Source organism: Bizionia sp. M204 (assembly GCF_023205095.1).
In the GTDB taxonomy this organism is placed as follows: Bacteria; Bacteroidota; Bacteroidia; order Flavobacteriales; family Flavobacteriaceae; genus Algorimicrobium; species Algorimicrobium hallyeonense.
The window spans coordinates 1,060,673-1,079,717 of sequence record NZ_CP046242.1 but is presented as its reverse complement, the minus strand read 5'-3'; the positions used below and the strand labels follow the sequence as shown (position 1 = coordinate 1,079,717).

Annotated in this window: 20 protein-coding genes; 9 read left to right on the top strand and 11 right to left on the bottom strand. The window is 33.8% G+C overall.

The window, feature by feature from the left end:
* Nucleotides 1-103: 103 nt before the first annotated feature.
* The 8 genes from GMA17_RS04845 to GMA17_RS04810 all read right to left on the bottom strand — a co-directional run bounded on the left by GMA17_RS04845 (nucleotide 104) and on the right by GMA17_RS04810 (nucleotide 7,412).
* Nucleotides 104-1,006 (bottom strand): ABC transporter ATP-binding protein, encoded by a 903-nt coding sequence (locus GMA17_RS04845; protein ID WP_248399699.1) that lies wholly within the window; start codon nucleotides 1,004-1,006, stop codon nucleotides 104-106.
* A 6-nt stretch (nucleotides 1,007-1,012) separates the two neighbouring features.
* Nucleotides 1,013-1,471 carry an OsmC family protein gene (locus tag GMA17_RS04840; protein WP_248399697.1) on the bottom strand — a complete coding sequence of 153 codons (459 nt, stop codon included), beginning with the start codon at nucleotides 1,469-1,471 and terminating at the stop codon, nucleotides 1,013-1,015.
* An 88-nt stretch (nucleotides 1,472-1,559) separates the two neighbouring features.
* Nucleotides 1,560-1,982, bottom strand: coding sequence for a hypothetical protein (locus GMA17_RS04835; RefSeq protein ID WP_248399695.1), 423 nt, complete (start codon nucleotides 1,980-1,982; stop codon nucleotides 1,560-1,562).
* A gap of 12 nt (nucleotides 1,983-1,994) precedes the next feature.
* Complete coding sequence (locus GMA17_RS04830; protein WP_248399693.1) at nucleotides 1,995-2,903, bottom strand: HlyD family secretion protein; 909 nt, start codon at nucleotides 2,901-2,903, stop codon at nucleotides 1,995-1,997.
* Between the two features lie 2 nt (nucleotides 2,904-2,905).
* On the bottom strand, nucleotides 2,906-4,159 hold the full coding sequence (locus tag GMA17_RS04825; protein ID WP_248399691.1) for a TolC family protein: 1,254 nt from the start codon (nucleotides 4,157-4,159) through the stop codon (nucleotides 2,906-2,908).
* 4 nt (nucleotides 4,160-4,163) lie between these two features.
* Nucleotides 4,164-4,778 (bottom strand): TetR/AcrR family transcriptional regulator, encoded by a 615-nt coding sequence (locus GMA17_RS04820; protein WP_248399689.1) that lies wholly within the window; start codon nucleotides 4,776-4,778, stop codon nucleotides 4,164-4,166.
* Nucleotides 4,779-4,852: 74 nt separating this feature from the next.
* Entirely contained in the window at nucleotides 4,853-5,020 is a 168-nt protein-coding gene (locus GMA17_RS04815) for a hypothetical protein (protein WP_248399687.1), read from the bottom strand.
* 88 nt (nucleotides 5,021-5,108) lie between these two features.
* The gene (locus GMA17_RS04810) at nucleotides 5,109-7,412 is read right to left on the bottom strand and encodes a type IA DNA topoisomerase (protein WP_248399685.1); all 2,304 of its coding nucleotides are present in this window, start codon (nucleotides 7,410-7,412) and stop codon (nucleotides 5,109-5,111) included.
* A 157-nt stretch (nucleotides 7,413-7,569) separates the two neighbouring features.
* Between GMA17_RS04810 and GMA17_RS04805 the strand changes: the two genes are divergently transcribed.
* The 6 genes from GMA17_RS04805 (at nucleotide 7,570) to GMA17_RS04780 (ending at nucleotide 12,596) form a co-directional block, all read left to right on the top strand.
* Nucleotides 7,570-7,902 (top strand): helix-turn-helix transcriptional regulator, encoded by a 333-nt coding sequence (locus GMA17_RS04805; RefSeq protein ID WP_248399683.1) that lies wholly within the window; start codon nucleotides 7,570-7,572, stop codon nucleotides 7,900-7,902.
* A gap of 23 nt (nucleotides 7,903-7,925) precedes the next feature.
* Entirely contained in the window at nucleotides 7,926-8,393 is a 468-nt protein-coding gene (locus GMA17_RS04800) for a DUF6428 family protein (RefSeq protein ID WP_248399682.1), read from the top strand.
* Nucleotides 8,394-8,412: 19 nt separating this feature from the next.
* The gene (locus GMA17_RS04795; RefSeq protein ID WP_248400616.1) at nucleotides 8,413-9,030 is read left to right on the top strand and encodes a protein-tyrosine-phosphatase; all 618 of its coding nucleotides are present in this window, start codon (nucleotides 8,413-8,415) and stop codon (nucleotides 9,028-9,030) included.
* Nucleotides 9,023-10,051: an ACR3 family arsenite efflux transporter gene (arsB, locus tag GMA17_RS04790; RefSeq protein ID WP_248399680.1), complete on the top strand. Its 1,029-nt coding sequence runs from the start codon at nucleotides 9,023-9,025 to the stop codon at nucleotides 10,049-10,051. Before GMA17_RS04795 ends, arsB begins: the two co-directional genes overlap by 8 nt.
* A 200-nt stretch (nucleotides 10,052-10,251) precedes the next feature.
* A complete protein-coding gene (locus GMA17_RS04785; protein WP_248399678.1) occupies nucleotides 10,252-11,886 on the top strand; it encodes a tetratricopeptide repeat protein in 1,635 nt (544 codons plus the stop codon).
* Between the two features lie 194 nt (nucleotides 11,887-12,080).
* Nucleotides 12,081-12,596 (top strand): hypothetical protein, encoded by a 516-nt coding sequence (locus GMA17_RS04780; protein WP_248399676.1) that lies wholly within the window; start codon nucleotides 12,081-12,083, stop codon nucleotides 12,594-12,596.
* A 69-nt stretch (nucleotides 12,597-12,665) separates the two neighbouring features.
* On the opposite strand, the gene GMA17_RS04775 is transcribed toward GMA17_RS04780, so the two are convergent.
* Nucleotides 12,666-13,571, bottom strand: coding sequence for a M23 family metallopeptidase (locus GMA17_RS04775; protein WP_248399674.1), 906 nt, complete (start codon nucleotides 13,569-13,571; stop codon nucleotides 12,666-12,668).
* Nucleotides 13,572-13,864: 293 nt separating this feature from the next.
* Between GMA17_RS04775 and GMA17_RS04770 the strand changes: the two genes are divergently transcribed.
* From GMA17_RS04770 to GMA17_RS04760, 3 genes are all read left to right on the top strand, one after another.
* Entirely contained in the window at nucleotides 13,865-15,175 is a 1,311-nt protein-coding gene (locus GMA17_RS04770) for a DEAD/DEAH box helicase (RefSeq protein ID WP_248399672.1), read from the top strand.
* 318 nt (nucleotides 15,176-15,493) lie between these two features.
* Complete coding sequence (locus GMA17_RS04765; RefSeq protein WP_248399670.1) at nucleotides 15,494-16,594, top strand: alkene reductase; 1,101 nt, start codon at nucleotides 15,494-15,496, stop codon at nucleotides 16,592-16,594.
* Nucleotides 16,595-16,680: 86 nt separating this feature from the next.
* Nucleotides 16,681-17,730, top strand: a complete 1,050-nt coding sequence (locus GMA17_RS04760; RefSeq protein ID WP_248399668.1) for an NAD(P)-dependent alcohol dehydrogenase — start codon at nucleotides 16,681-16,683, stop codon at nucleotides 17,728-17,730.
* Nucleotides 17,731-18,279: 549 nt separating this feature from the next.
* Here GMA17_RS04760 and GMA17_RS04755 read toward each other — a convergent pair.
* A complete protein-coding gene (locus tag GMA17_RS04755; RefSeq protein WP_248399666.1) occupies nucleotides 18,280-18,660 on the bottom strand; it encodes a type II toxin-antitoxin system HicB family antitoxin in 381 nt (126 codons plus the stop codon).
* Between the two features lie 2 nt (nucleotides 18,661-18,662).
* Nucleotides 18,663-18,908: a type II toxin-antitoxin system HicA family toxin gene (locus tag GMA17_RS04750; RefSeq protein WP_248399664.1), complete on the bottom strand. Its 246-nt coding sequence runs from the start codon at nucleotides 18,906-18,908 to the stop codon at nucleotides 18,663-18,665.
* Nucleotides 18,909-19,045: the final 137 nt, after the last annotated feature.

Below are 19,045 nucleotides of genomic sequence, written 5' to 3'. Positions count from 1 at the left end.
TTTATCTCCCCCATAAGTGGGAGTCTCATTATTATCAATTCCAGAAATTTCAGAATTGAGACCTATCACGTTTTATAAACCTGTTACGTTTGTAGATATATTTTTATTTTGCTAATTCCATAAAACTATCTTCTATGGTTGCTTGGGTTTTTTCAATGGTAATATTTGATAGGTTTTGGGTTTGTAAATACTGTTTCAATTCGTTAGGATTAAATCCAGCACGTGTATCTGTATAATGTATAAACTCACCAAACGGATATACACTATGCTGATGTGGGTAAGCTTTTAAGCTCATTATTAATTGATACATATTGTTTGCACTAACGTCATAAATAGTTTTAGGATACTGCTTTACGATGGCTTCCGGTGTATCAATCTGTAAAATTTCGCCATCTTGAATTAACGCTATTCTATCACACAAGGCAGCTTCGTCCATATAAGGCGTAGAAACTAAAATGGTTATATTTTTTTGTTGTAAGCGTTTTAGCATGTCCCAAAATTCTTTCCTAGTAACGGGATCGACTCCTGTTGTAGGTTCGTCAAGAAACAATACTTTGGGTTTGTGAATCAACGCACAACACAAAGCCAGTTTTTGCTTCATACCTCCAGATAATTTACCAGCACGACGATCTTTAAAGGGCTCAATTTGAACATAAATATCTTTTATTAAATCGTAGTTTTCGGCAATAGTGGTTCCGAAAATAGTTGCAAAAAATCTCAAATTTTCTTCAACCGTTAAATCTTGATATAATGAGAATTTCCCGGGCATATAACCTACGTGCTTTCTTATTTCTTTAAAGTCTTTCAGCACATCATAACCTGCAACAGTTGCATTACCTTCATTGGCAATTAACAAGGTTGTTAAAATTCTAAAAAGGGTTGTTTTTCCTGCGCCATCAGGACCAATTAAACCAAAAAGCTCATTTGGTTTTACTTCAAAAGAAATATCCTGTAAGGCTTTTACATGTTTATAAGATTTGCTGATATGGTTAATTGAAATGCCCATGACACTTTAGTTTTGAACGATAATTTTAGTTTCCATAGTAACTTTTGATGTAATAGAATTTGAAATTAGACAGGCTTTTTCTGCTTTTTCAACAATACGTTCTGTACGATCACGTTTGGACTCGTCTGTAATAACAACTTCAGGAAATAATAACACCTCGCTCATTACAAATTTGCCATCTACTTTTTCTAATATACCTTTTGAATCACATGTAAAACTCACGTATTCTAATTTGGAAAATTCTGCAATCGCCAAAAAAGTAGTCATTAAACAACTGCTAACAGCGGCAGTAAATAAATGTTCTGGCGACCAAATATTTGGCATTCCTCCTGGGAATTCTGGTGGTGTTGCAACTTCCAAACAGTTGGTTTCATTGGTTTCATTATTGTGTAACTCTGGTGAACACATCATACCTTTTCGGTCTTGTGTCCAATTAATATTCACGTTATATGTATGCTTTTCCATGGTAAAAAATTTTTTAAGTTATTATTGAAAATAGGTGTTGTAAGCATTAATGTTTTCTTTGATGCTAACCGTAATTTTTTCAGCATCATCAACATCCTCTGTTTTTAAAAAGCGCATCAATTTTTTCAATTAATGGGTGAAGCCAAATGTGTAAATTGTCATGCGAAGGGCCTTTCATTGTACAGTTTTTTACAACAAAATTTTTCTCGTCATTCAGTTGTTCTGCTAGTTTATGATAGTCATCTAATGTGCTAGCTGTTTGTGTATTGATTGTGTTTTGAAGTTTTTGAATACCTTCATTGGTTGTTGCATCGGCTTGCCACTTTTCGCCATTATCAATTTGTATTTCGCTTACCCATGCATTGGAATAAACCCCAGAGGCTTCGTGGGTATCATGATGGTTATCGGTCTCCGCAGGTTGTTCAGCAGTTTCCGTTTTTAGGTCTTGATTTTTGCTGTCTTTACAGCTTACTAAAGCCAATAGGCTTAATGTGAAAATTACGTGTTTCATTGTTTTTAGTTTTTATTGATTATTATTTGAGTTATTTAACCACATTTCTGCTGGCATCCCTATTTTTAGGCTACCATCATTTTTAACGATTATTTTTACGGCATAAACAAGCGCAATACGCTCTTCTTTAGTTTGAATAATTTTTGGTGTAAATTCGGCCTCAGATGCAATCCATATGACGGTTCCTTCGTAATCCTTCATGGTATCATTTGAATCAATTTTAACGGTTACGGATTCCCCAATTTTTATATTGGCTAATTGGGTTTCACTAATAAAAACACGCAATTCCATGTTTTCTAAATCAGCAATTTTGTAAAGTGGTTTTCCAAATGCTGTTATTTCACTAGGTTCTGCATATTTGGTTAATACTGTGCCGTTTATTGGATTTATAATCTTGCATTTATTAATTTGATCTTCAATTTGTTTAAGTTGAACGTCTAAATTTTTCAATTCGTTTACTACAGGTGCATTTTGGATTTCTACACTGCGTATTTGCTGCTTAATAACATCTATTTCACCTTGAACATCGTCCAATTGTTTTTGTGTACCAGCTTTATCTCTTATTAAATTTTCTGTTCTAGTTTTGTTGATATTAGCTGTTTTTAATTTCGCCTTTAAAACGGCTATTTGAGATAAAACACCTTGTGATTTACTACTAATAACATCTTTAGAAACTAGTAATTGCTCGCGCTTTAACGCTAAAGGGATTGTGTCTATATAACCAACAAAGGCATCTTTTTTAAGCGCAATGCCTTCCTGTACATTAAATGCCATAATCTTTCCGTTATTTTCAGCAGAAACGGTGATTTCTGTTGCTTCAAAATTTCCATATCCATCGGCTTTACCATTAGAATTGCTACAAGAATTCAACGTTAATAGTCCGAAACTAATTCCTAAATAATATATATATTGTCGTTTCATTTTTACTGTCCTTGAGTTATGTTATAATTTGCTTTGGCTAATTGCAATTGAATGTTATGGTTTGCAAAACTGTTTTCGGCTTCATATAAATTTGTTAATTCCGTAACATAAGTGGAGGCCGTAATAACACCATTTCGTAGCTGCGATTCGGTTGCTAATAACACGGCTTTTCGAAGGTTGATGATTTCTGTATCTATCAATATCGTTTCTACAATTTTAGCTATTTCTAATTCGTACTTATTAAGTTCAATATTGGTGTTTAATTCAAAAATCTCCGTTTCATTTTCAATAATATTTTTATTGATCATTAAGGATTCACGTTTCTTTTTATTGGCATTCCAATCAAAAACAGTCCAGTTTAACTTGACACCAATTGTATAAAATGGTTGAAAGGAATTGTCTAACATATTTAAACCCGGATTTCCCGCACCTCCCGATGCAAATCCGAATAGTTTAGGCATATTGTTTTTTTGAATTAATTCCTGTTGACTCTCAATTTCATCTTTTTTTAACTGAAACAATTCTAATTCTGGTCGTTGAAGTGCAGGCGAGAGGCTTGTTACAAGTGAAGGTTTCTGAAATGTGGTAAATTCGTTTAAAGACACACCTATTAAGGCCGATAAGGTTTCAGTTAGCACCTTTTTATTATTAGTGATTTCAGTAACCTGTTGCTTTATTTTTAATAGTTCGGCTACCAGCACTTTATCAGAAGTTGGCAACATGGTTCCGTATTCAATTGCTGCTGTGATTTCACCTAACTTACTTTCTAATTGCTCTTTTTTGGCTACTAATAAATCCAATGATTCATTGTGTAACAAAATAGAAAAGTATAGTTGATTAACACGCTGCTTTAACTGATACAACGACACTTCCAATTGCTTTTGCTGGGTTTTTAGTTGAGCCAATTTTGCTTTAGATGATGCATGAATGGCACCACCAGTATAAATTAATTGATTCACAGAAAGTGTTGCCCGATATTGATAATTATTAGGTGGCTCAATGCCAGTGTCTGGAAGTGGTATTTGAGTCACATCTGATAAATAGGCAGCTTGCGCATCAAAGTCCAATTGCGGCAGTTTTTGGGTATCTATAAGATCTAATTCTAAAGCATTTTGATTTTCTAATAAAGCTAGTTGCTTGACTAGAGGATAATTTTCCGACACCAATTGGTAGCACTTGTCCAAGGTTACAATGTCTTGGGACCAACTTTGTAAGCCAACAAAAAGAAGAATCAATATACTAAAACGTGTTTTCATGGTACTATTTTTTTATGGCATTGATTATAAAATCCGCAACTTCTGTCTTTCGGTTTTCCATAAGCTGCCTAAAACCTTTATCATCTTCTTTTGTAAAAGCCTTAACCAATGGTTTTGCTACAAAGGGAAAAATGTTTAAAGCCAGAATATTAATGAATAGTTGCTCACCAGAAATGGGGTTTAAAATCCCTTCCTTTATTTCAAAATCCACTCGTTTTTTGAACTTCTCGATATTTAAGAGTGTTGAATTCTCTTGAATTTTCTGAAGGAAATCTGGATTTCTATTTAACTCTTGAATAATGAAATTCGGTAAATAAGGATGTTTTATTATAAATGATATATAGTTAGAGGTGAAGTTTTTTACTTTTTCCTCAATAGACGAGTCATCATTTAAAATTGTATTTAACTGTGGTGCAAGCATGGAAAATGCATTCTTAAAAACCGCTTCAAAAAGTAGTTGTTTACTACGATAGTAATAATGAAGCATTGCTTTGTTTATATTGGCAGCATCTGCAATTTCTTGCATTCGGGCGCCATCCATTCCTTTAGTTTGAAATATTTTTTTAGCAGCATCTAAAATTTGCTCCTCCGTGTTTTCGTCTTTCTTTTTAGCTGTCATTAACTTTATAGTTTAACCGTTTGGTTAACAAATGTACAAAAAACAATTCATTGCAAGAATGAATTGTTTAAAAATTATAAATTAGTGGCCGTATCGTCCGTTTCTTCTACATCTTCTTTAGGTTTACCACTCATCATGAAGTTTATTAAAATTCCAACTAGGACGACACAAACGAGGGCAAAAATGCCAATCATTATTACGCCGTTGTTCCAGTTATACAGTGCAAGGGATTGAGAAATCATAATTGTAAGTTTTGGTTTTCAATTGGTAAAAATATAGGTTAGAACCCTTTCTAAACATGATATTTATCACAATTTATGAAATTATATGCTATTTAGCATGATTTTGAATAATTTCAAATACCAATTCTTTGGTCATTTTTTTTCCTTGAGCCTTTTCTCGTAAGTCATTAAAAGTTAATAAGAAATCGCACCCCTTATTATACTTGGTGCAACCATAGGCTGTTTGACCTTTAGCAATAGTACCTTGTTGACATTTAGGACAGACTATAGTTTCCGGAACGGGCTTTTGTTTTTCCTTTTTAGGTTCTAAAACTAATTTATAGTTTTCGTCAAAACGCAACAAACCTTCTACAGTACCTGAATCTGTCTTGAAGCCTTTCAAATTTACGGTTGATCCTTTTTGAAGTAATCGTATATATTGTTTTTCAGAAATTTTCTTATCGTGTAATTTAAAGGGTAAAACCAATTTGCATCCAGATTTGTATTCCGAACAACCAAAAGCTGATTTACCTTTTATTAGCGTTCCTTGTTTACATTTAGGGCAGGTTTCCGATATAATTCCTTTACTTGTTTTCGGTTTATTAGCCTTTGGCTTTGCCGCTTTTTGTTGTGATGTAACAACATGCGATATATTAGCTCGTCTAGTTTCACTACGGACTTCATAAACCAATTCATCCACCATACGTTTCATATTATTAATAAACGTACTTGCTTTAAAGGTTCCTTTTTCAATATCCTTCAATTGCTTTTCCCAGGTTCCGGTTAATTCTGCCGATTTTAAAATATCATTCTGAATGGTATCAATCAACTGAATGCCTGTTGTAGTTGGTAAAACTTGCTTTTTATTTCGAATAATATATTTGCGTTTAAAAAGCGTTTCAATAATATTAGCACGTGTAGATGGTCTACCAATACCATTTTCCTTCATTAACTCCCGTAATTCATCATCATCTACCTGTTTGCCCGCTGTTTCCATGGCACGTAGGAGGGAGGCTTCTGTAAATTGGTTGGGTGGTTTCGTTTGTTTCTCTAAAAAAGAAGGTTCATGCGATCCTTTTTCGCCTTCTACAAAGGACGGTAATGTATCTGCTGTTTTAATTTCCTTTTCAGGGTTTTCAAATACAATTCGCCAACCTTTCTTCAAAATTTCCTTACCGGTTGTTTTAAAATTTACGTCTGCAGCTTGACCAATTACGGTTGTATTGGACACTTCACAATCCTCATAAAAAACAGCAATAAACCGTTTTACAATACTATTGTAAACCTGTTGTTGGTTGTATTGCAACCTTATTTCCACACCTGTTGGAATAATAGCATGGTGATCAGTTACTTTTTTGTCATTAAAAACTTTGGATGACTTCTTAATTTTTTTTCCTAAAAGCGGTTGTGTTAACGCGGCATAATTGGTTAAATTCTTTAAAATACCAGCCACTTTTGGATAAACATCATTGGGTAGAAACGTGGTATCAACTCTAGGGTAGGTTACCACTTTCTGTTCGTATAAGCTTTGAACGAGTTTTAAGGTTTCATCGGCTGTAAAGCCAAAACGCTTATTACAATGTACTTGCAATCCTGTTAAATCGAATAACTTTGGTGCATATTCTTTTCCTTTCTTTTTGGAGGTTGAAATAATTTCGAATTCAGATTCTTTGACTTTATTCGCTAAAACTTCACCATCTTCCATTTTTAAAAAACGCCCTTCTTCATAACTGAAAAGTGTATCACGATATAAGGTTTGCAGCTCCCAATAGGGTTGAGGCTTAAAATCTTCAATTTCCTTAAACCGATTAACAACCATTGCTAAAGTGGGTGTTTGCACACGTCCCACCGATAACACTTGCTTGTATCCACCGTGCTTTAACGTATATAAACGGGTGGCATTCATTCCTAAAAGCCAATCGCCAATAGCTCTAGAAAATCCAGCATAATACAGGTTATCATAATCTTCTGATGGCTTTAGGTTTTCAAAACCTTCTTTAATAGCTTCGGTTGTTAAAGATGATATCCACAAGCGCTGAATAGGTCCTTTGTAGTTTGCTTGATCCATGACCCAACGCTGAATAAGTTCACCTTCTTGACCAGCATCACCACAGTTTATAACTAAATCGGCCTTATCAAATAAGCGTTTTACAATTTTAAATTGCTTCTGAATTCCCGAATTGGAAACCACTTTCGTTTTAAACTTTTCCGGAAGCATGGGTAAATTGTTTAAATCCCAGCTTTTCCAATAGGGTTTATAATCATTAGGCTCCATTAAAGTACACAAATGCCCAAAAGTAAAAGTTACTTGGTAACCATTACCCTCAAAATAACCATCATGCCGCGTGTTAGCACCTAATACAGATGCTATTTCTCTGGCAACACTTGGTTTTTCGGCAATACAAACTTTCACTATTCATGGATTTTTTAGGAAGGCGCAAAGTACAGAAATTTATGAAAACATGACAGCCTTTACTAATGATAGAATTTCTTTTTTTTGAAAAAAAATTTAAAAAAATAAAACAGTTTAATTATTTAATCGTAATATTGCAATATACAAATGCATAATTATGGGAATTACTAAAACAGACAAGTTTACAGATGAGCAAAACAAATTAGCAACAATAGCTAAAGCACTAGGTCATCCAGCTCGTATAGCTATACTACAGCATTTATTTAAAATAGACAGCTGTATTTGTGGCGATTTGGTTACCGAAATTGGATTGGCTCAACCCACCATTTCACAACACTTGAAAGAGCTAAAAAACTTGGGCATTATTAAAGGAAGTATATCGGGAACAAGTGTTTGCTATTGTATTGATCAAGATGAATGGCAACAAATAACCGCATTATTAAACCAATTTTTAAGTCAGAAAATTGAAGGCGTAGGCGACTGCTGCTAAACTCTAAACGTAAAAATACAGATATGAAACTATCAGAAATCAAACAACATTTAAGTCAATTAGAAACTATTGCGTTTCAATTACCCAATGGGCAATTAGTGCCAAATCATTTTCACGTAACGGAAGTCGGAAAAATTAATAAACATTTTATTGATTGCGGTGGAACTGTAAGAACGGAAAACGTCATCAACTTTCAATTATGGGAAGCCAATGATTATGACCATAGGTTACATCCTGAAAAACTAGTTTCCATAATCGAATTATCTGAAAAGATATTAAACCTAGAAGATTTAGAAATAGAGGTGGAATACCAAGGAAGCACCATAGGAAAATACGATCTAGATTTTGATGGTACGAACTTTTTATTAACCAATAAACAAACGGATTGTTTGGCTAAAGATAAATGCGGTATTCCCGCTGGAAAATCAAAACTTAAATTGTCTGAAATAGAAAAAATAGATAGGTGTGCTCCAGGTTCTGGATGTTGTTAAACCTATATAAATAGTAATGATGAATACAAAGTTAAAAGCCACAATTACGAGTTTACAAGAGAATTCTATTAGTCGTGAACGACAGGAAACAATTAAACCTTTGATTAATTTCATACAACATAAACACATTGCAAAACAAGCAATTAGATTAAATTTTATATGCACCCATAATTCCCGAAGGAGTCATTTATCCCAAATATGGGCTCAAGCTTTAGCGCATTATTTTGGAATAACAAATATAACTTGTTATTCAGGTGGGACCGAAGCAACCGCCGTTTTTCCTGTTGTAATTGATACATTGATTAATCAAGGCTTTGATATTCAACACCTAACTGAACACGACAATCCTATTTACAGTATGAAATATGCGAAAAATGAACCCGCTATAATTGCATTTTCTAAAACCTATGACAATACCTTTAATCCAGAATCTGAATTTGCCGCTATTTTAACATGTTCGCAAGCGGACGTAGGTTGTCCATTTATTGCAGGCGCAGAACAACGTATTCCCATTACATATGAAGACCCAAAGGCTTTTGATAACACGCCGATGCAAAAGGAAAAATATTTGGAACGAAGTCTTCAAATTGCCTCTGAATTATTTTATGTGTTTTCTCAAATAAAAACAAATGACTAAAAAATTATCCTTTTTTGATAGCTATTTAACACTTTGGATCTTTTTAGCCATGCTGTTCGGTGTGGCTATTGGTACCCTGATTCCAGCTATCCCAAACTCTCTAAATCAATTAAGCCATGGCGTTACCAATTATCCAATTGCTATTGGGTTAATTTTAATGATGTATCCACCGTTGGCTAAAGTTAATTATAAGCTTTTACCGGCTGTTTTTAAAGACGTCAAAGTATTATCTATTTCTCTATTTCTTAATTGGATTATTGGCCCCATTTTAATGTTCGTGCTAGCTATTACCTTTCTGCAGGATTACCCTGAATATATGGTAGGCCTTATTCTTATTGGACTTGCGCGTTGCATTGCCATGGTACTAGTTTGGAATGACCTTGCGGAAGGAAGCAGCGAATATGGTGCGGGCTTGGTAGCTTTAAACAGTATATTTCAAGTGTTTGCTTATAGCTTCTATGCTTGGTTATTTATTACTGTTTTACCACCTTATTTTGGTTTTGAAGGTGCTATTGTTGATCTTTCTATTGCAACTATAGCAGAAAGTGTACTAATATATTTAGGAATTCCTTTTGCTTTAGGAATTTTAAGTCGCTTAATTTTGGTTCCTTTAAAAGGTGAGAAGTGGTATAATGAAACATTTATTCCAACTATTTCACCAATGACCTTGATAGCTTTATTATTTACTATAATACTAATGTTCTCTCTAAAAGGTGAAATGATTTTAACCATTCCATTCGATATCATTATTATAGGAATTCCATTGGTGATCTATTTCGTGATTATGTTTTTAATCAGCTTTTTTGTGAGCAAAGCAGTTGGTGCATCGTATACCACCAATACAGCTATATCCTTTACTGCAGCTGGTAATAATTTTGAGTTAGCCATAGCTGTAGCTATTGCTGTTTTTGGAATTAATTCTGGCCAGGCGTTTACAGGTGTGGTTGGACCACTGATAGAAGTTCCTGCATTGATTTTACTGGTTCGTGTCGCGTTTTGGTTACGCAAAAAATACTATTAACATCACATTTTCAATACTTTAAAACATTAGTTCTTATAAATCTGTATATTTGAGTAAACTAACCAATTACCTTTTATCTAGTGATACGCTTAAGACAATTGTTTTTTATAGTAAGCATAGCTTTATCTTTAAAATGCAGTGCTCAAATTAACTTGACTAGTGATGAAGCTTTAAAAAAATACCAGAGCATAACAGCTACTATGTCTGAATCATTTCCTGAAAATGAATTCAAAACATACAGACGTGAATCTTTTACGGAACAACAACTTCAAACGTATTTGTTGCAACATTATAAACGGTTGGACTTATTACCATTTATTGAAGACCATTATCTTTTTAAAATGCAGAGCTATTTGCATTCCGGGAACTGGTTTCGTGAAATTGGATTTCCTGAAGAATCCATAAAATGGTATAAGGCGTTTTTCGAGTATTACGATGCGAATTTCAAAAAGTTATCTCCTGAAGAAAAGTATAATTTAGTTGAAATAATTACGTATTCTTATGGTATACAAGCCGATAATTATGCGCGAATTGGTCAATTAGATAGCGCTGCATTACAACATAAAAAAAACATAGCCTTTATTAAAGATTATGATATTATAACTAAGCCGTCGGCATTTAATAATTATGGGCTGTTTTTTTATTGGCACAAAAAGGATTTAGATTCCGCATTAGTTTATTTCAATAAAGCGTATTTACTAACGAAAGAAAAATTCCCAAAGCACACCTTACTTGGTAGTATTCGTGATAATATTGCGGATATTTATATAGACAGGAAACAACCTGAAATGGCATTGCCTTTATATCGGGAAAATTTCAATTTGTATAGTAATATTAAAAATGAAAGATCAAACCAATTTGATGTTTCACGTCTTATAAGCGCTGGAGTTCAACAAGTGGAAACAGAAATAAAACTAAAAAAGCTAAATGAAGCAGAAGAAACATTTAATAAACTTCTTAAAACCTTATCAGGTCCATCATTTAACAACCATATTCAAAGTCAATCTCAATTACAAATCCTAGGTGCAGAACAAGAATTGTATACGAAACAAGAAAAATTTAAAGAAGCTTTGGAAGTTGCAAACAGATTTCGAAAACTTTCAGATAGTTTATCTACACTCTCCAAGCTTGCTGATCAAAGATGGCAAGATGAGCTGAACACCATATCTCTAGATCGAGTTGCACTAAATTTTAAAATTGACAGAATAGAGAAAGAGAATAAAATTCAAAGTCAACGGTCTAAACTATGGATTGTAACTTTATCATCATCCATAATTTTAATTTTATTACTGTCTTTATTCTTACGCAGACGCCAACACATAATTAATGCGAAAAACAAACAACTTTTAGCCGAACAGAAATTAGAAATTTCACGTGTAAACAATGAAAACTTACAATCTGAAATTGAGTCTAAACAACGTGACCTATCTGATTTTGCTATCAATCTGACCCAAAACCAAGAATGGGCTCAAGATTTGGCAAATAAATTAGAAATAATAATGGAAGCGCCTTCCGAAGGTAAAAAAGCCTTATTAGCGCATTTAGAACAGGATATACAAAACAAGATTACCTTTGATACTAACACTCACGAGTTCTATGAAAAACTAGATAAATTAAGTGATGCCTTTTATAGTAAACTTAACGGATTATTTACTAATTTAAGTAAAAATGAAATACGGTTGTGTTCACTAATTCGTCTAAAAATGGACAGTAGAAGTATAGCGACACTTCAAAATATTACACTAGCTTCTTTAAATACCAGTCGGTATCGGTTACGAAAAAAATTAGATCTTTCAGTAAATGAAGATTTAGACAGTTTTATTCAAAACATGTAACTACTTAAAAAACAACAAATTAAAATTATTTAGACTCGAATAACGCACTTGTCTATCAAATGTCTATTGCTTGTACATTACCTGTCTATATGCATATTTGGTTCTGTACGTTTTTATCTTATACTTTAGTTCCAGTTAAAAAAAGGTTCCTAATTAGTAGCAACATTTGTATAACCTTATAAAACTTTAGTATTATGAAAACGTATGTAATTGGTTTACTATTTCTAGGCTTTACCAACCTAATGATTGCTCAAAATGATTTAGCGCTTTTAGCAACACCCAACCCAACAAACCATTCTGAAACTATTAAAATGGTTAAGAATATGGATTATTTAACCACTATGAATGACTTTGATATATCTAAAAAAGTATTAAAGCTTCAAGATCTTGTAGCTAACTATGATATCAAGGCACATAACGTTTATAATTCGAAAAGCGCAACCACATACACAGTGAATTTTAAGGAAGGAAAAAACAACTTGTTGGCTGTCTATGATAAAAATGGAACCCTTTTAAAGTGTCATGAACAGTATCAAAACATCAAATTACCATTTGTATTGAGTTCTGAAATAATTAAAGCCAATCCAGGCTATTCCTTAAATGAGGTGTATTGTAATATTCAATACAATAAAGATGTAGATACTGAAATAAAATATCGTGTGGTACTTAAGAATGGTAGAAAAACAAAAACAGTTCTTTTGGATTTGTAATCAAGATTTTAGCGGTGAATAATTGGAGGTGTAATCCCTTTTTAAAAAGTACACCTCTTATTTTTCACCTTAAATAACAATCAATTTCTGACCAATTTTTAACGTCGCATTTTTATTAATCCCATTTAATTTACACAAAGCTGCTAAACTCATATTATTTCTAGAAGAAATGCGAGATAAAGTATCCCCGCGCTTTACAATATAAACAGTTTTTGGCTTGTTTGCCAACGCTATTGCTTCCGATTCTGTAGTTGGAACATCTATCGTACCTTTACGCTTGCTATTGTGTAATTCTGGACGTGTCATATCACGTGTAATCCAAATTTCATTATTAAGAACTTCGTTTGAGTCGTTAAATTGCAATAAATATTCTGGGTTAATTTGAATTCCCTGATAGCTTACTTCTAAATGTAAATGACTACCACGAGCATTTCCAGAAGTACCACCTTTTCCTAAATAACTACCAGCAACAACGGAATCATTTTCTTTTACACCATAGCTCGATAAATGTGCATAAGCCGTTTCCAAACCATTAAAATGACGAACCACAACCGAACGACCATGACCTGAACTATAATTGGCAAAACGAACCACACCATCAAACATGGCAAAAAGGCTATCGCCCGTTACTAAATCAATATCAATACCTTTATGAGCACGTCCTTTCCGCCAACCATAGCGGGAGGTAATTACTTTATTTTTAGAAATAGGAGAGGCGTAATTAGAATTATTAAATTGTAAATGAATAGGAAATTTGATGTCCTTGCCGTAATCAACTCGAATTTTACTCGTATCCCAATAATCTGTTGTAATATCAACAGCGTCTTCAGCTTCTTCAACTTCATAGGTTTCTAATAAATCGTGACTACTGGCCACAAAATTAAGAAGGTTTGGAGATGGGTCCCCAGAGTTTATAATTTGGCCAAAGCTATTGGAAGCTAGGCACAAACAAATAAGGGCAAAAAATGATTTCATAGGTTACTTTGTGCTATTAAAAACCTGTTAACGTTAAAATTTGCAAAATATTATTTTTGCGACGTCCGAAAATAAAAAATAAATCAATATAAAATCATAAAATTTTGTTAGAGTTTAGATGTCGTGTTATAATTTCACCCAAACACCTATCCGCCTGATATTCAAAGGGAAATTAATAGAACAAAAGCACAATCTAGAGAGATGGATAATTAAACTGTTATTAATTCTTTTCTATTAAATTCCATAACCAATTTAACAGTCATTATCTTTGGCGCTCTAAATAGAAGATCACTATGGCCAATTCCATAAAAGCACAACAAGACATATTAGCAAAATTGCATATTACTAAACTTAATGACATGCAGGAAGAGGCTTTGTTAGCCATTGCTAATGCTGAAAACACTGTGCTTTTGTCGCCAACAGGAACTGGTAAAACAGTGGCTTTTTTATTACCTACGTTGGCGGAATTGGATGCGGATTGTCCCAACGTGCAATTGCTAATTTTGGTACCATCTCGGGAATTGGCTATTCAAATTGAACAAATAATCCGTGAAATGGGAACCGGTTTTAAAGCCAATGCCGTTTATGGTGGCAGGCACTTTTCAAAAGATAAAATTGAACTGACTCATACACCAGCCATCCTGATTGGGACACCAGGACGTGTGGCTGACCATTTACGGAGAGAAACCTTTTCAGTTAAGGATATTAAAACCTTGGTGTTAGATGAGTTTGATAAATCGTTAGAAATTGGTTTTGAAGCCGAAATGAGCGAGATTATTGAACACCTTCCTTACATAGAAAAACGTGTGTTAACTTCGGCTACACAAGGAGTTAAAATACCAAGTTTCGTTGGGCTCACCAATGAATTGATGATTGATTATTCAGATTCGGAAGCATCCAATATTCAAATAAAAAAGGTGATTTCGCCTCTAAAAGACAAGCGCAATACTTTATTAGATTTACTCTATGATATAGGCAATAAACCCGGAATTATATTCTGTAATTATAAGGATACCATTCAATATGTCAGCGACTTTTTAAACAGTCAGAATATTGCACATGGTTGCTTTTATGGTGGTTTAGAACAAATAGATCGGGAGCGTGCTTTAATTAAATTTAGAAATGGAACCCATCAAATAATTATTGCTACGGATTTGGCTGCTCGTGGATTGGATATTCCGGAATTGAATTATATCATTCACTACCAATTACCTTTAAAAGCAGAAGAATTCACCCATAGAAATGGACGAACAGCCAGGATGAATGCTGAAGGAACCGCGTATGTGTTGCAATGGGAAGATGAATATTTACCAGAATTTATTGACACCAACCAAATTTTAAAACTAAAGGGGAATCCTAAAAAGCTGGAATCCGACTGGGTAACACTCTTTGTTTCTGGAGGACGAAAAGATAAGATTTCAAAAGGTGATATAGCAGGTTTACTCTTTAAACAAGGCCATTTAGAAAAACATGAATTAGGTGTTATAGAATTGAAGCAAGACTGTGCTTTTGTGGCTGTTCCAAAAAAGAAAGCCCATGCAGTTGTTGAAAAAACTACTAATTCACGTTTGAAAAAGAAAAAGGTTCGGATTACGATTTTGTAGTTGTTTAAATGGAATTAAAATCGTCCCGAATACTTTCGGAACGGTTAAGACTTAAATAGGCAGACATTTTCTAATGCTATGAATTAATTGTATTTATTCGTGATATATTGGATGATTTCGAAGTCATATTTATAATCTCCTATTGTGGTCTATCAAAATTTTATCGTGAGATTTTAGGTTATTTGAATGTGCAAACACGTCATATGTCTATAAAAACCTTAAGGAAAGTTTAACAAGCTTCACCTGTTTGTTATCGGTATTTGTGTGAATTGCTTCGTATTTTTGTAAAACAATACTATTTAACTTCAAAAGACATTTATGACCAAGAAACAAGCTTTACTCCAACCTTATCAACTCAACAACGATATTACCTTGAAAAATCGCGTAGTTATGGCGCCCATGACGCGAAGTCGTGCTGACAATCCTGATAAAGTTCCGACAGAAGATTTGCATGCGCTTTATTATGCGCAACGTGCTTCGGCTGGATTAATTATTTCCGAAGGCTCACAAGTTTCAGAGCAAGCGGTGGGTTATATACATACGCCTGGAATCCATACGCAAAAGCAAGTAGCAGGGTGGAAGCTGGTTACCAAAGCGGTTCATGATGAAGGTGGTAAGATATTTATACAATTATGGCATGTGGGTCGGATGTCGCATCCTGATTTTCATAATGGCAATTTACCAATAGCACCTTCGGCTATTAATCCGAAGGTGCAATCCTTTACACCAACAGGTTTTAAAGATACGGTAACGCCAAAAGCAATGACACAAGCCGATATTGATCAAACCATATTAGATTTCAAGAATGCAGCAAAAAATGCCATGGATGCTGGGTTTGATGGTGTGGAAATACATTCATCAAACGGGTATTTATTCCATCAGTTTTTTAGTACAACATCCAATATTAGAACCGATAATTATGGTGGCAGTATTGAAAATCGAGCGCGTTTTTTCTTTGAAGTTCTGGACGCTATCATATCGGTTATGCCTGAAAATAGAGTAGGAGTCCGCTTTAATCCTTCAGCTCACAACATATTTGGTGTGACAGTGGATGAAGAAACGCTTCCCACATTTGATTATATCATAAACAAATTAAATGATTATGACTTGGCTTATGTGCATTTATCTGAACCTTTTAATGATGTGTCAGACGTGCCTTATGCCGAAACAGAAATCGCCAAACGATACAGACCGATTTATAAAGGTACTTTGATGATAAACACAAATTTTAAGCAGGCGAGTGGTAACGCGGTTTTAGAACGTGGTGATGCTGATTTAGTCGCCATTGGAAAACCCTTTGTTTCAAACCCGGATTTGGTGGAGCGTTTTGAGCAAAACTTGGAATTAGCAGAGTGGGATGCCGATACATTTTATACCACTGGTAAAAAGGGCTATACCGATTATGAAAAAATAACATAAGTTTAATACACGAATTTTAAAAGTTCGTCTGTTGAATAGTACCTTATCCATTCACAAAAAAATATTATAAAACATATATAAACACTATGAAAGAAACTGTAAAAGCTTATGGAGCTAAAAGTGCCACAGCCAATTTAGAACCAATGACTATTGAACGTCGCGACTTACAAGCTAACGATGTCAAGATTGATATATTATATAGTGGTGTTTGCCATTCGGATATTCATACCGTTAGAAACGATTGGAAAGGCTCCACATATCCGGTTGTTCCTGGCCATGAAATTGTAGGTCGTGTTACAGCCGTTGGGAGTGATGTGAAAAATTTTAAAGTTGGTGAATTAGTTGGAGTTGGTTGTATGGTAGATTCCTGCCAAACGTGCAACAGCTGTGAGCATGATTTGGAGCAGTTTTGTGAAAATGGTGCGACATTCACCTACAACAGTCCAGACAAACATTTAGGTGGTCAAACTTATGGAGGTTATTCAACATCTGTGGTTTGCAATCAAGAATTTGTACTGCGTGTGCCAGAAAATATTGATCCAAAAGGTGCAGCACCATTGCTTTGTGCTGGAATTACCACCTGGTCGCCATTGCGCCATTGGAAGGTAAAGAAAGGTGATAAAGTAGGTGTTATTGGTTTAGGCGGCCTTGGACATATGGGCGTGAAATTCGCTAATGCGTTGGGAGCGCATGTCGTGATGATTACCACATCGCCAGATAAAGCGGATGATGCCGAACGATTAGGTGCTCATGAGGTGTTGATTTCAAAAGATCAAGACACGATGAAGCAACATGCCAATAGTTTCGATTTTATATTGAATACCATTCCAGTTGGTCACGCTATGGATCCGTATTTGAGTTTATTGAAAATTGATGCGACGATGGTTTTAGTTGGTGCTATTGAAAATATGCGCGAATTTCATGGCGGTAGTCTGGTTATGGGCCGGAAACGTGTTGCTGGATCCTTAATTGGTGGGATTAAAGAAACCCAAGAGATGTTAGATTTTTGTGGTGAACATGATATTGTTTCGGATATTGAAGTGATAGACATGCAAAATATCAATGAAGCTTATGAGCGTGTGACAAAAAACGATGTGAAATACCGTTTTGTAATTGACATGGCTAGTTTGAAATAACCTAAAAAAAGGGGTGTTCTGATGGGCATCCCTAATTCTTGTAAATTTCTATTTTACATAATATAAATTATAGAACAAAATATAACAATTAACGAAATAGCGCTTTTCGCGGTATTTGACATAATCATAGATATAATGTATTCTGACTTATATCGATGATGATTATGTACAAGTTAATTGTGGTTTTGTGAATCAATAAAGCTTTGAAATATCTGGAATAATCATAGATATAACGTTTTTAGACTTATATCGGTGATGATTATGTACAAGTTAATTGTGGTTTTGTGAATCAATAACGCTTTGAAATATCTCGAATAATCATAGATATAACGTTTTTAGACATATATCGGTGATGATTATGTACAAGTTAATTGTGGTGAAGTTATTACAAGGTAGAATTGATCGTTTAAGATTATGTTTTATAAATTCTCATATTCCGGACAACATTACATAAATTTTGGAATACGCGATTCTCGTGGATTACCAATATGAACATAAAATTTAAGAAATATAAAATTCTTATGCACGTTGTTATCTTTAAAGTAATAATTACATTTTTTGTGTTTTCATTGTGGTAATTTCATCCAAATCTTTATCATGAGAAACCGCATAATCAATAGCTTTCTTTACAAAATCATTTAAAGAAATGCTTTTCTGATTGGCAATCATAGCTGCTTTTTTATGCAATTCCATGCTTACCCTAACATTAAAACTCCCCTTAAATGTCTTATCTGGTGTTTTATTTAGCGCTTTACATGTCTCCAAATAATCATCTAAAGATTCCTCAAAAGATTCCTTTAATTCTTTAACAGACGATCCTTCAAAGTTAATTAAATCACTAATTCCAAAAATCTTTCCATAAAATACTTCATCGTCTGAATTAAAATTGACAGTTCCAAAATATCCTTTGTATGTTAAATAATCACTCATAATTACAAGTTTAAATGTTCTATAATTTGTTTAATAACATATGATTTTACTATTTTCTTTGGATGTGGCTCATGTAAACTAATCACCTCTTTTTTATTATTTACGAACTTTCTTCTTGAACCTCCAGTTTTTCCCTTTTGTGGCATTTCTTCATAACCAAAATGTGATAAAACCTTTTTTAATTCATCCCAAGTAAAGTCTTTCGGGTTTGCTTGAATTTTTAATATGAGTTTATCAATTTTTGCCACTTGATATTGTATTAGACGTTGCAACTAATATTTAGTTACAAATATATATATTTTTTTTATAACGTATGTATTACTAAAAATTCTGTATTTGTCAAAACGCTATAATATCCCATCTGCTTTCATCCGTGCTTCAACGT

Bases quoted from the DNA above. Each gene is read 5' to 3' on its own strand.
- GMA17_RS04830 (WP_248399693.1), bottom strand. From the start codon at position 2,903: ATGAAACGACAATATATATATTATTTAGGAATTAGTTTCGGACTATTA.
- GMA17_RS04755 (WP_248399666.1), bottom strand. From the start codon at position 18,660: ATGAGTGATTATTTAACATACAAAGGATATTTTGGAACTGTCAATTTT.
- GMA17_RS04845 (WP_248399699.1), bottom strand. From the start codon at position 1,006: ATGGGCATTTCAATTAACCATATCAGCAAATCTTATAAACATGTAAAA.
- GMA17_RS04815 (WP_248399687.1), bottom strand. From the start codon at position 5,020: ATGATTTCTCAATCCCTTGCACTGTATAACTGGAACAACGGCGTAATA.
- GMA17_RS04835 (WP_248399695.1), bottom strand. From the start codon at position 1,982: ATGAAACACGTAATTTTCACATTAAGCCTATTGGCTTTAGTAAGCTGT.
- GMA17_RS04765 (WP_248399670.1), top strand. From the start codon at position 15,494: ATGACCAAGAAACAAGCTTTACTCCAACCTTATCAACTCAACAACGAT.
- GMA17_RS04825 (WP_248399691.1), bottom strand. From the start codon at position 4,159: ATGAAAACACGTTTTAGTATATTGATTCTTCTTTTTGTTGGCTTACAA.
- GMA17_RS04785 (WP_248399678.1), top strand. From the start codon at position 10,252: ATGTCTGAATCATTTCCTGAAAATGAATTCAAAACATACAGACGTGAA.
- GMA17_RS04805 (WP_248399683.1), top strand. From the start codon at position 7,570: ATGGGAATTACTAAAACAGACAAGTTTACAGATGAGCAAAACAAATTA.
- GMA17_RS04795 (WP_248400616.1), top strand. From the start codon at position 8,413: ATGAATACAAAGTTAAAAGCCACAATTACGAGTTTACAAGAGAATTCT.
- GMA17_RS04780 (WP_248399676.1), top strand. From the start codon at position 12,081: ATGAAAACGTATGTAATTGGTTTACTATTTCTAGGCTTTACCAACCTA.
- GMA17_RS04770 (WP_248399672.1), top strand. From the start codon at position 13,865: ATGGCCAATTCCATAAAAGCACAACAAGACATATTAGCAAAATTGCAT.
- arsB (WP_248399680.1), top strand. From the start codon at position 9,023: ATGACTAAAAAATTATCCTTTTTTGATAGCTATTTAACACTTTGGATC.
- GMA17_RS04820 (WP_248399689.1), bottom strand. From the start codon at position 4,778: ATGACAGCTAAAAAGAAAGACGAAAACACGGAGGAGCAAATTTTAGAT.
- GMA17_RS04775 (WP_248399674.1), bottom strand. From the start codon at position 13,571: ATGAAATCATTTTTTGCCCTTATTTGTTTGTGCCTAGCTTCCAATAGC.
- GMA17_RS04800 (WP_248399682.1), top strand. From the start codon at position 7,926: ATGAAACTATCAGAAATCAAACAACATTTAAGTCAATTAGAAACTATT.
- GMA17_RS04840 (WP_248399697.1), bottom strand. From the start codon at position 1,471: ATGGAAAAGCATACATATAACGTGAATATTAATTGGACACAAGACCGA.
- GMA17_RS04760 (WP_248399668.1), top strand. From the start codon at position 16,681: ATGAAAGAAACTGTAAAAGCTTATGGAGCTAAAAGTGCCACAGCCAAT.